The sequence below is a fragment of the Ruegeria meonggei genome (assembly GCF_042768335.1).
Classification (GTDB): Bacteria; Pseudomonadota; Alphaproteobacteria; order Rhodobacterales; family Rhodobacteraceae; genus Ruegeria; species Ruegeria meonggei.
The window spans coordinates 2,538,826-2,550,143 of sequence record NZ_JAXHBT010000001.1 but is presented as its reverse complement, the minus strand read 5'-3'; the positions used below and the strand labels follow the sequence as shown (position 1 = coordinate 2,550,143).

15 protein-coding genes and 1 pseudogene are annotated in these 11,318 nt (G+C 58.5%); 5 read left to right on the top strand and 11 right to left on the bottom strand.

Going from position 1 to position 11,318, the window contains the following annotated elements; translation table 11 throughout:
* Position 1: 1 nt before the first annotated feature.
* The 3 genes and pseudogenes from SJY13_RS12540 (at position 2) to SJY13_RS12530 (ending at position 1,274) form a co-directional block, all read left to right on the top strand.
* Positions 2-218, top strand: a pseudogene (locus SJY13_RS12540) (putative signal transducing protein).
* A complete protein-coding gene (locus tag SJY13_RS12535; RefSeq protein WP_377191296.1) occupies positions 215-988 on the top strand; it encodes a tRNA1(Val) (adenine(37)-N6)-methyltransferase in 774 nt (257 codons plus the stop codon). The pseudogene SJY13_RS12540 and the gene SJY13_RS12535 overlap by 4 nt, the downstream one beginning before the upstream one ends.
* Positions 989-1,109: 121 nt before the next feature.
* The gene (locus SJY13_RS12530) at positions 1,110-1,274 is read left to right on the top strand and encodes a YdcH family protein (RefSeq protein WP_085823041.1); all 165 of its coding nucleotides are present in this window, start codon (positions 1,110-1,112) and stop codon (positions 1,272-1,274) included.
* On the opposite strand, the gene yddG is transcribed toward SJY13_RS12530, so the two are convergent.
* The 11 genes from yddG to SJY13_RS12475 all read right to left on the bottom strand — a co-directional run bounded on the left by yddG (position 1,271) and on the right by SJY13_RS12475 (position 9,681).
* A complete protein-coding gene (gene yddG, locus SJY13_RS12525; protein WP_377191295.1) occupies positions 1,271-2,137 on the bottom strand; it encodes an aromatic amino acid exporter YddG in 867 nt (288 codons plus the stop codon). The two genes, SJY13_RS12530 and yddG, sit on opposite strands and share 4 nt — an antisense overlap.
* Complete coding sequence (locus SJY13_RS12520) at positions 2,134-3,081, bottom strand: transcriptional regulator GcvA (protein ID WP_085822942.1); 948 nt, start codon at positions 3,079-3,081, stop codon at positions 2,134-2,136. The genes yddG and SJY13_RS12520 overlap by 4 nt, the downstream gene beginning before the upstream one ends.
* A 302-nt stretch (positions 3,082-3,383) precedes the next feature.
* Entirely contained in the window at positions 3,384-4,106 is a 723-nt protein-coding gene (gene phbB / locus SJY13_RS12515; RefSeq protein ID WP_085822941.1) for an acetoacetyl-CoA reductase, read from the bottom strand.
* Between the two features lie 185 nt (positions 4,107-4,291).
* Positions 4,292-5,467: an acetyl-CoA C-acetyltransferase gene (locus SJY13_RS12510; protein WP_377191294.1), complete on the bottom strand. Its 1,176-nt coding sequence runs from the start codon at positions 5,465-5,467 to the stop codon at positions 4,292-4,294.
* A gap of 182 nt (positions 5,468-5,649) precedes the next feature.
* Positions 5,650-6,483: an EAL domain-containing protein gene (locus SJY13_RS12505; RefSeq protein ID WP_377191293.1), complete on the bottom strand. Its 834-nt coding sequence runs from the start codon at positions 6,481-6,483 to the stop codon at positions 5,650-5,652.
* A 92-nt stretch (positions 6,484-6,575) separates the two neighbouring features.
* Complete coding sequence (locus SJY13_RS12500; RefSeq protein ID WP_143534889.1) at positions 6,576-6,764, bottom strand: hypothetical protein; 189 nt, start codon at positions 6,762-6,764, stop codon at positions 6,576-6,578.
* A gap of 92 nt (positions 6,765-6,856) precedes the next feature.
* Positions 6,857-7,828: a sterol desaturase family protein gene (locus SJY13_RS12495; RefSeq protein WP_377191292.1), complete on the bottom strand. Its 972-nt coding sequence runs from the start codon at positions 7,826-7,828 to the stop codon at positions 6,857-6,859.
* Entirely contained in the window at positions 7,825-8,211 is a 387-nt protein-coding gene (locus SJY13_RS12490) for a hypothetical protein (protein ID WP_085822936.1), read from the bottom strand. Before SJY13_RS12490 ends, SJY13_RS12495 begins: the two co-directional genes overlap by 4 nt.
* Positions 8,212-8,271: 60 nt before the next feature.
* A complete protein-coding gene (locus tag SJY13_RS12485; protein WP_377191291.1) occupies positions 8,272-8,601 on the bottom strand; it encodes a hypothetical protein in 330 nt (109 codons plus the stop codon).
* Positions 8,602-8,687: 86 nt separating this feature from the next.
* Complete coding sequence (locus SJY13_RS12480; protein WP_377191290.1) at positions 8,688-9,050, bottom strand: hypothetical protein; 363 nt, start codon at positions 9,048-9,050, stop codon at positions 8,688-8,690.
* A 64-nt stretch (positions 9,051-9,114) separates the two neighbouring features.
* Entirely contained in the window at positions 9,115-9,681 is a 567-nt protein-coding gene (locus SJY13_RS12475) for a TlpA disulfide reductase family protein (protein WP_377191289.1), read from the bottom strand.
* Positions 9,682-9,702: 21 nt separating this feature from the next.
* On the opposite strand from SJY13_RS12475, the gene argH reads away from it, so the two are divergent.
* Together argH and SJY13_RS12465 are read left to right on the top strand one after the other, a co-directional pair.
* Complete coding sequence (argH, locus tag SJY13_RS12470; protein ID WP_377191288.1) at positions 9,703-11,091, top strand: argininosuccinate lyase; 1,389 nt, start codon at positions 9,703-9,705, stop codon at positions 11,089-11,091.
* The gene (locus SJY13_RS12465) at positions 11,091-11,273 is read left to right on the top strand and encodes an argininosuccinate lyase (protein WP_377191287.1); all 183 of its coding nucleotides are present in this window, start codon (positions 11,091-11,093) and stop codon (positions 11,271-11,273) included. The genes argH and SJY13_RS12465 overlap by 1 nt, the downstream gene beginning before the upstream one ends.
* Positions 11,274-11,318 lie beyond the last annotated feature (45 nt).

The window sequence follows — 11,318 nt, the reverse complement described above, 5'->3', positions numbered from 1 at the left end:
CATGAAAGAACTTTTGCGCAGCACCGATCCGACGATCCTAGCCTTTGCATCCGCCCTTCTTGAGGGCGAGGATATAGACTGCTTTCAGATGGACGTAAATATGAGCATCCTCGAAGGGGGCATCGGAATCTTTCCTCGTCGCCTGATGGTGCGAACCACCGACCTGACTCTGCGCAGAGCGGGTGATGCGTGACAATGAAATCCCGTTGGGCCGATGAACCTGTTTGTGGATAGCGATTTGACCTGCAACGACTTCCTTGGGGGCCGCCGGCGCCTGTTGCAACCCCGGGCGGGCTACCGCGCCGGGGTGGATCCGGTATTGCTGGCGGCCAGCATCCCGGCGACATGTGGTCACACCGTGCTGGAACTGGGCTGTGGTGCAGGTGCTGCCATCCTGTGCCTGATGGCCCGGGTGCCAGACCTGCGGGGCGTCGGTGTTGAGTTACAGCCTGCCTATGCCGATCTGGCACGCCGGAACGCTGCGGCAAATGATGCGCAGTTGCAGGTGGTTGAAGCAGACTTGTGCGCTCTGCCATCCGAGTTGAAACAGCAGCAATTCGACCATGTGATCGCCAACCCGCCCTATTACCTGACCGGGGCCCACAGTCCGGCGTCGGACACAGGACGCAGTGTTGCGTTGGGTGAGGACACGCCGCTGGAGGCCTGGATTGATGTCGCAGCCAAACGCCTTGCGCCGCGGGGATACTTGCACATGATCCAGAAGGCCGATCGTCTGCCCGATATGCTGGCGGCCTGTGCCGGGCGTTTGGGCTCAGCCGAGGTGTTGCCACTGGCCGCCCGTATAGGGCGTCCGGCGGAACTGGTGATCTTACGCGCCAGAAAGGGCGGCAGGGCTGCATTTCGGCTGCATGCACCACTGATATTGCACGCCGGAGACCGTCATGAAAATGACGGCGAAAGCTATACGAATCAGGTCTCTGCGGTATTGCGCGACGGGGCTGCGCTGACCGGGTTCTTCAACCAATAAGCATTAACCAGCCGAATTTGTCGGATTTATTACAGATTCTGTGCGTCTGCAGCGTGACAGGCTGGAAACGATGTGGTCAACTTCTTACGTGAAACTCAGACACCAACAAAGGAGTATCGCCATGAGCGTAAGCGCACATCTGACCGAACTTAGGAAAAAGCACGAAACTCTCGGTCACGAAGTAGAACAAGCCCAACGCTCGCCAGGTATCGATGATCTCCATATTGCTCAGCTCAAAAAACAGAAACTCAGGCTAAAGGAAGAGATTGAGCGCCTGTCAGCCTAGCGACGCAAACTGGCCCGCGCGGCAAGGGCTGCGCCGCCTGTGATCAACAAGGCCGCGATCGCCAGACCCCAGGACGGGGCGGCGATCCCGGCCAACACCAAAGCAAAAGTCGACAACAGAGGTGCTGCATAAGACGCCGTGCCAAGCACCTGTATGTCGCCCTGCTTGACCCCGATATCCCAAACATAAAACGCCAATCCAACCGGCCCCAGCCCCAGCGCCAGGATCGACGCCCAGCCAAATGCACTGTCCGGCCAAACGGTGTCTTCGATCACCAGATGCAGGGCGGCTGACGCGATGGCCGTGGCAATGCAGAACACGGCGACCGAGCTGGTTGGCGTATCCGTCAGACGGCGGGACAAAACCGAATATCCCGACCATGTCAGCGCGCAGAGCAATGCCAACCCGTATCCTGGCAAGTGATAGGCCTGAAACCCTGTGCTGCCACCCCCTGCAATAATCACAGCAGCCCCGGCAAAGCCAAGGCTTGCGCCAAGCAGATGCCCAAGCCGCAAATGTTCACCCGGCAGCAGGCCAGAAAACAGCACAATCAGCAACGGCCAGAGATATGCGATCAACCCGGCCTCGGCCGCGGGCGCCATCCTCAGAGCCGAGAAATACAGCGCGTGATAGCCGAACAGGCCTACGGTGCCAAACACGTAGGTCGTCCAGGGCACGGACCGCAGCTGCCCCAACCCACCGCTGGCCCATGTCCAGATCAGCCCCAATACGCCCCCGATCGAGAAACACAATGCGTTCAGCAACAAGGGCGGTGTTGGCGTCGATCCTACGGTGAACAGGGCCAGCAAAGCCCACAACAGGATGGCCACAAACCCAACAGCTGTCGCGCGTGGGCGGGTCATGGGGCGGAAAGGTCTTCTACAGGGATGATCTCGAACTCGTCCGACAGATGTGCAGTCTTTTCGATCTCGGCCATGAACCAGTCGCGGAACGCCGCAATCTGAGGTCTTTTCTCGGCACCGGGCAGGCAGAGGAACCGAAACCGCCCACGGGTCTCGATAGCAACTTTGAAAGGCGCGACCAGGCGACCTTCAGCCAAATCTTTGATGATCATCGCCCGCCGACCCAAAACTGCGCCAACACCTGCCACAGCCGCGTCAATGGCGTGATCCGCGTTTGAAAAATGCGCGCCGTGGGACGGAGTGAAATCCATACCTACGGCCCGGAACCATGCGGGCCAGTCGCTGGGCGGCTGCAGGAACGCAATCGAATCGTCAAAGATCAGGGGGGCTTCCCTTAGGCTGTCAGGGGTCGGAAATTGCTCCGCCAACTCTGGCGTCATGACCGGGGTCAGCCATTCCTTGCGTACAGGCAGGGAATACAGCCCCTCATCCCCGCCATAGCCGAACCGGATCGCAACATCGACGTCATCACGCTCCAGATCCATGTTGCGCAATGTAGCCGAGAATTTGAGGTCAATCTCAGGATGCGCCCGCGCGAAGTCGTACAGGCGTGGGGCCAGCCATTTGGCCGTCAGTGCCGGGCCTGCGGTTACAGTCAGGCTGGTATCATTGCCTTGCCGTCGCGCCGCCTGCCATGCGGCTTGCAAAGCGGCAAACCCCTCGGCCGCGCCGGGGGCCAATATGCGCCCGGCTTCTGTCAGATCCACTGCACGGTTCAGGCGGTGAAACAGGGGGCGGCCCAGATGTTGCTCAAGCGACTTGATCTGAAAGGACAGGGCGGCCGGCGTGACATGCAACTCATCCGCCGCCTTGGCGAAGGACATGTGCCGCGCGGCAGCATCAAACGCCCGGAGCGCGGTCAGAGGGGGAAGGTAATCGCTCATCTATACTCAAGAATTTCTTAACTGATTGTTCCAAAAAGCTCGTTTGATAGCCTCAGTGATAGGGCGCATATTGGGTTCAAGTCAAACAAAGCTGAACTGAAAGGATGATTGCCATGATCGAGATGACGACAAATCCAGCAGCGGCCCGCGCCTTTCGTCGGGCTCATGCCGAACGCAGCAAAGCAATAGCGCTGGCCTTTAGCTGGCTTTTCGGTTCCCGCTGAACGCAGCGCGCGTGTTCTTACGGGATAAAAAAGGGCCGGTCTGAAAAGACCGGCCCGATTGCGTCTCTTGTGCCGGGATCAGCTAAAGAACTGCGCCCCGTTTGCCGAGATGGTCGAGCCGTTGATGAACTGGGAATCGTCCGAGGCCAAGAACGCCACGCAGCGCGCGATTTCCTCGGGCTCGCCCAGTCGGCCGGCGGGGATCTGCGCGACGATGGAATCGCGCACTTTTTCCGGAACCGCCATGACCATTTCTGTGGCGATATAGCCGGGGCAGATCGCGTTGGCGGTGATGCCCGCGCGTGCGCCCTCTTGCGCCAGCGACTTCACGATACCCAGGTCGCCCGCCTTGGTTGCGGCATAGTTGACCTGCGCGAATTGACCTTTCTGACCGTTGATCGAGCTGATGACGATCACGCGGCCGAACTTACGCTCGCGCATGCCGGGCCAAACGGGGTGCACTGTGTTGAACACGCCGGTCAGGTTGGTGTCGATCACCTGATGCCACTGCTCGGGCGTCATCTTGTGGAACGGCGCGTCCTTGGTGATGCCTGCATTGGCGACCACGATGTCGATTGGGCCAACCTCGGCCTCAACCTTTTCAATGCCCGCTTTGGATTCGTCGTAATCGGCCACGTTCCACTTATAGGTGGCGATGCCGGTTTCTGCGGTGAAATTTGCGGCGGCTTCGTCGTTACCGGCATAGGTGGCCGCAACATTGTATCCTTCGGCCTTAAGCGCCTTGGAAATTGCTGCGCCGATGCCGCGGGATCCGCCGGTGACGAGTGCTGTACGTGCCATTTATGACTCCTTCAATTTTAGTCGTCTTGGTAATGCTGTTACTTTGTGAGGCAATCTAGCGCAATATTGTTTCGCTAGGAATTTTGATTTTTGAAAGGCAATATCGTCGCATCCAAGGGGTGGACCCCCTATGTAACAAAAAAGGGCGCCTCGGGGGCGCCCTTTTTATTGCCGTGTCTAACCGCTTAGTCGCGCTCCACGCATAGGGCGACGCCCATGCCGCCGCCAATGCAAAGAGTCGCCAGACCCTTTTTCGCGTCACGCCGTTTCATTTCGAACAGCAGCGTGTTCAGAACGCGGCAGCCGGATGCGCCGATCGGATGACCGATTGCGATCGCTCCGCCGTTAACGTTCACGATTGACGGGTCCCAACCCATGTCCTTGTTCACTGCACAGGCCTGCGCGGCAAAGGCTTCGTTGGCTTCGACCAGATCCAGGTCATCAACCGACCAGCCAGCCTTTTCCAGCGCCTTGCGCGAAGCGTAGATCGGGCCAACGCCCATGATCGACGGGTCCAGACCGGCGGTGGCATAAGATGCGATGCGGGCCAAAGGCTCGATTCCGCGTTTTTCGGCATTCTCGGCTGACATCAGCAGAGTGGCGGCCGCGCCGTCGTTCAGGCCCGATGCATTGGCGGCTGTGACCGAGCCGTCCTTGGCAAAAGCCGGGCGCAATTTGGCCATCGCTTCCATGGTCGCGCCGTGACGGACGTATTCATCCTTGTCCATCACGATGTCGCCCTTGCGGGTCTTAATGGTGAAGGCTGCAATCTCGTCGGCGAACTTTCCGGCCTTTTGGGCGGCTTCGGCCTTGTTCTGCGAGGCCACAGCGAATTCGTCCTGCATGTCGCGGCTGATCTGCCACTTCTCGGCGACGTTTTCGGCCGTCTGGCCCATGTGATAGCCGTTGAACGCATCCCACAGGCCGTCGCGGATCATCGTGTCGATGTATTTCATGTCGCCCATTTTTTGACCGGCGCGTAGGGCGGCGGCATGGGGGGACAGGGTCATGTTTTCCTGACCGCCTGCGGCGACGATTTCAGCATCGCCCAGTTGGATGTGTTGCGCACCCAAGGCCACGGCGCGCAGGCCCGAGCCACAAACCTGGTTTATACTCCAGGCCGCGCTTTCCTGCGGCAGACCAGCATTGATATGCGCCTGGCGCGCGGGGTTCTGACCCTGAGCGGCCGTCAGAACCTGACCCAGGATGGTTTCGCTTACCTCGCCTTTTTCCACTCCGGCGCGCTCGACGACGGCCTCAAGAACGGCGGCACCCAGGTCATGCGCCGGTGTGTTCGCGAACGAGCCGCCAAAACTGCCGACACCGGTTCGTGCTGCGGATGCGATTACTACATTGGTCATTTAGACAATCCTCTACCGTCAAGGTCCTGTGGGAACCGTAACGGCGCAGATCGCAGAAGCAATGCTCCTGTGAACAAGAGCGCCCCGTGATCCCCGCTCCAGCTGTTCATGGCATAGCGTAACGCTGCAGTTGCAGCAACGGTCAGCTTGTCTCAGGTGTGGGGCATGCGGAGTTATTCCAGCTAGCCTGCTGTTTTTCTGAGTTTTTCGTCCCTCCACGGGGCCGAGACTGTGGGTGCCCCGAACAAATAGCCCTGCAGGCAGTCGACGCCGTTGGCCACAAGAAATTCGGCATCCGCCTTGGTTTCCACCAATTCGGCGGTCACCAGAATCTCGAATTCGCGGGCAACGGCGACCAAAGCGCGGACCAGCGCCTGATTGTCGGGGTTTTCAGCAACGCCGCGGACGAACTGCCCGTCGATCTTGGCGGCGTCAAAGAGGAACTCCCGAAAATGGCGGAAACTGAAATTGCTGGCACCAAAATCATCCAGTGCAAACGCGATGCCACGTGGTTGCAGCCGGTCCATGAAATCCACCACCAACTCGGGCACAGTCATGGCAGAGCTTTCCGAGATTTCCAGTATCAACCTTTCGCCCACGCTGGCGTCTTTTATCAGAAATCGATCCAGAACGCGCGACCAGCGTGCATAACCGATCGACCGTGCGGACATATTGATAGACAGGCGGATTTCCGGGTTTCTGGACAGTGTGCGCAGCCCCATTTCCAGGGCAACGCAATCCAATTCTCGGCCTATTGGGGTGTTTTCAAGTTGCGGCATGAACTCGCGCGCGGGAATGACCCGGCCGGTTTCGTCCAGCACCCTGATAAAGCCTTCGTAAAAGGCCACGCCGAGTGGGGGATGCGCTTGCATCACCGGTTGAAAGGCCAGCTTGCATTGCTTGTGCTTAACCGCCTCGGTCGCCATTTGGACAGTCGAAGTATCGCGAGAGGTGACAGCCGCGTTCAGCGGGCTTTCCGCACCTTCGGGCAAGTCTGCCAGGTTCCTGTCCCGCATAGTTGTGCCACTTCCCTTCACGTCGCCGGTCCGGGTCTGATTTCAGAGCAAACTTATGAATCTGCGGTTAAGAAAAGTAAGATTGATCGCGTTTAGCGTATGGTTTCCAAAACACGGCCCAACGCTGCCGCTGCGCCAAACACAGCCCCCATGAAGCCAAGCGCCATCAGGGCGAACCCCAGTACCACGATGGTTGCGGCACCTCCGGCCAGTGCCGTCAGCATCGCAAGCATCAGACCCGTCAATCCCAAAGCGGTAGATAGGGTTGTCAGTCTGGTCATGTCGGCCTCCGGGTCACTCATACGCTACACATCGCTTCAATATGGAACGTGCGGGCGCGCATTCAAGGAGCCGCGGGTGTGGTTCGGCAGGTTTAAGCTTGTTTTGCCTCAGTATTCGGCGTTTCAGCCTCGGATTGTTCGAATCCGGGCGTTCCGCGATCTTCGGGGTGGCGTGCGAGGTGCTTGGCTTTGATCTGATCCGAGCTGTCCCGGCTGCCGTCATGGCTGTATCCCGGTGGGGCAAAGCAATAAGCCAGCCGTTGGCGCAAGGTCAGCCCCGGTTGGGTGGCATCCTGCCAGATGCCGACCCATTCGTGAAAGGCCACGCGCAGCGGGTTGAACGTGCCGATATTGTGGACCAGCCCGTAATCGACCCGGTCGCTTTCCTGCTCGGGCACGAACGTGCCGAACATCTTGTCCCAGATGATGAAAACACCGGCGTAATTGCAATCCAGATATCGCGCGTTTCGGCCGTGGTGTGCGCGGTGGTGGCTGGGCGTGTTCATCACCGCCTCGAACCAGCGGGGCATTTTTCCGATAGCCTCGGTGTGAATCCAGAACTGGTAGATCAGGTTCAGACCGCCGACGAACAGAACCATGGCCGGGTGGAACCCCAACAGGATCAGGGGTGCTCGTACAACCATCATGAAGGTGAAAGTATAGGTCCAGGTCTGCCGCAATGCGGTGGTCAGGTTATAGTGCTGCGAACTGTGGTGGTTGACGTGGCTGGCCCAGACCCAGCGGACGCGGTGGCCGAACCGGTGCACCCAATAGTATCGTAGGTCATCCAGCACAAAACACAGCAGGATCACCGGAATCGACGTGCCCAGATTCAGCGGCGTGATCTGCCATAGCCACATGAAAAACGCATAAGCGATGAACCCAAGCGCAAAGCCGGATGCAATGTTCCCGGCCCCCATGATCAACGAGGTCACGGCATCGCGCGTCTCATACCGCCCGCCTTTGTCTTTGACGGCGATCCACAGGAACTCGGCCAGGATGGCGGCAATGAAGAACGGAACCGCCCATTGTACGGCATCGGGAAAGGTAATCTGGTCGGTCATACGGGCTCCAACAGGTGCCGCCAGTGACGGCGTTCAAAGTCGTCGAGGTGGACAATTACTTTGGGAGTGCCGAAGTCGTGGAACTGAATCTCGAACCCGTCCGGGTGTTCCAGCCAGTCGAAATCCAACAGATGCCGGGCCACAGTGTCGGCGCCGAAAGACCACAGCAGGCCATTGCCGGTCTGCGTCCGGATCAGGGCCGAATGCCCGTCATGGGCGACGGTGACATCGATGATCGTATCGTCCGGTGCATGGCGCAGCCATTCCGACTGCGCAAGCTCGGGTGTCAGCGCGCGAAGCTCTGATTTCCCGCTTAGGTGCAGCAACACCGTCACCCCGACGATGCCACCGGCCACAAGTATCAGCAGTATTTCCAGCGGCATTCCGTCCTCCCGCTTGGCAGGGTGCAAAGCGGCAATCAATCTGTCAAAGGTGGCGTCGCGTCAGCCTCTTTCCAAAGCTTCCAGAATCTCGTGCTGCACGACCCGTTGGACAAACGGCACAAGGCCATCGGGACCAGAGGTCCTGTCCTTGAGGTGGATGCAGATGTCGGGCCTGCGTGCGGCGATGATTGCCACCATTTCTCCACGTACCTTGTCGTCCAGACCTGCACCCATGATCGCACAGGCAATCCTGGGTTCGGCGTCCAGCTGCCGACGGAGTTCATCCTGATCATGCGCACCCAGCCACTGGATCGGTAGATGATCAAGCTGCCGCGCCACGTCGCCAATTACGTTGGGCAATTTACCAATCAGCAGTACTACTGGTTTCATCGTGGCCTCCTTTTGCTGGTAACCAACAGAAAAACCGGTCCCAAAGAACCGGCTTCACGTTAACACAATGTACGCAGTGCTGCCGTCTAGTTGGCGATAGTGTATACTATGGCATCGCCTTTGCCCTTTTTTCTCACAAATTTCACTTGATTGCCGTCAATCGACACTTCCAAGCAGTCTTCAGGGAACTTCTTTTGGCCTGCAACAACATTCCGGCACCAGAATTTCTTGTTCCAAACCCAAGCCCCTTTGATTTTGACGTCGTTTCGGCCTACGCCTTCTATTTTTCCGTCTGGTGTAATAACAAGCCAAGTACCACCGCTCTCGAGCTTCTTTCCAGCAACAGACTCTAGAAACTGGCTCTCTTTACGGATGTCTTTGGCGTTTGCCGTAGTCGCCGCAATACACAGAACAATGGCCGCCACTGCCTGGATGGTCATTGATTTCATAGCTAATCCCTCACCAATTAAAGCTGAGAGAATAGCACGATTCGTTGTTTTTTAAGTGTCTTACTTAGCTTTCGCCACCAACCAGCGCTGATACAATCGCTTTGGCGCTGTCCGAATTCCATTCGGCATCCCCGATCAGGCGGGCAATCTCGTTGCCGTCGGGGTCCAGAATGACAGTGATTGGCAGGGCGATCACGCCCATTTTGCGTGCAACTGCCGATTGGGGATCCTGATGACGTGGCAGGTTGTCGATGTCGTTTTCCTCGAAGAACTTTTTGATCCCAGCTGGCGAATTGCGCCCGGTGGCTAGCGTCACGACCTCGAACTTGTCGCCGCCGAATTCTTCTTGCAGCTCTGCGATCTGGGGCATTTCCTTGCGGCACGGCGCACACCAGGTGGCCCAGAAGTTGAGCAGAACATACTTGCCCTTGTAATCCGCAAGCGTCGCGGTGCCGCCGTCATCCTCAAGCTGAAATTCAACTGCTTCGACTGGTTTTGGCTCTTTGTGCAGGATCAGCCGTTTCAGGGAGTCCTCCCGGAGCGGTGCCAGAGTTTCGGCATCCGTGGCCAAAGCCGCGTTTGCACCCAACGCAAGGGCCATATAAAGGGGGATCAGACGAAATAGGCGCATATCAACTCCGGGTTTTCTTACATGACCGATCAATCTTCGAACCAGATGTGGGGCGGCCGCTTTGCCGCCGGTCCAGACGCGATCATGGAGGCGATCAACGCCTCGATCGGGTTCGATCAGCGGATGGCAGCCCAAGACATTGCAGGCTCGCGTGCCCATGCCGCCATGCTGGCTGCCACAGGTGTTATAACTGATAGTGATGCGCAGGCTATTCGGGAAGGGCTGCTCACCGTTTTGTCAGAAATCCAGAACGGAGAATTTCAGTTCTCGACCGCGCTGGAAGACATCCACATGAATGTCGAGGCGCGCCTGAAAGAGGTGATTGGCGAACCCGCAGGCCGTTTGCACACAGGCCGGTCGCGCAATGATCAGGTGGCGACCGATTTCAAACTTTGGGTCCGAGATCAGTTTGATGCGGCTGAATCCGGCCTGCTGGCCCTGATCCGCGCGCTTTTGGCGCAGGCTGAGGCTGGCGCTGATTGGGTCATGCCCGGCTTTACCCATCTGCAGGTGGCGCAGCCCGTCACATGGGGCCATCACATGATGGCCTATGTCGAGATGTTTGGCCGCGATCTGTCCCGTGTTCGCGATGCACGCGCCCGGATGAATGAATCGCCGCTGGGGGCGGCGGCGCTGGCTGGAACCTCATTTCCAATTGATCGGGTTATGACCGCCGAGGCGCTGGGCTTTGACCGTCCCGCTGCCAATTCGCTGGACGCCGTCAGCGACCGCGATTTTGCGCTGGAGTTCCTGTCGACTGCCTCGATCTGCGCCATGCACCTGTCGCGTTTTGCCGAGGAGCTGGTGATCTGGTCTTCGGCCCAGTTCCGGTTTGTAACGCTGTCGGATCGGTTCTCGACCGGGTCGTCCATCATGCCGCAAAAGAAAAACCCCGATGCGGCTGAGCTGATCCGCGCCAAGGTCGGGCGCATCTATGGTGCCAATACCGGTCTGATGATGGTGATGAAGGGGCTGCCGCTGACCTATTCCAAGGATATGCAGGAAGACAAGGAGCAGGTGTTTGACGCCGCTGACAGCCTGATGCTGGCGCTGGCGGCGATGGAAGGTATGGTCAAGGACATGACCGCCAACCGCGACAGCCTGGCCGCTGCGGCGGGGTCTGGTTTCTCGACCGCGACCGATCTGGCCGACTGGCTGGTGCGGGTGCTGGGCCTGCCGTTCCGCGATGCCCATCATGTTACCGGATCGCTGGTGGCCATGGCCGAGAGCAAAGGCTGTGACCTGCCCGATCTGTCACTGGACGATATGCAATCGGTGCACGCGGATATCACCGATGATGTCTTTTCTGTCCTTACGGTCGAAAATTCGGTAAACTCGCGCCAGTCCTACGGCGGCACGGCACCGGATCAGGTCCGTGCCCAGATCAAACGATGGAAGGCGCTGGTGTGATGCAGATACTACGTATGGTCCTTCTGGTTACAGTGGGATTTGTTTTGGCCGCTTGTGGCGCGGACGGTGAACCAATCCAACCGACGATGAGCGCCAATATCGGCGTCGGCAGCAGCGGCACCCATGTCGGTGGCGGCGTTGGGCTGCGCAGCGGCGGTTTCGGTGTTTATCTGGGTCTGTGACGCATTTGTAATTCACCTGCCGCGGTCCCATTTGCACTGTATGAC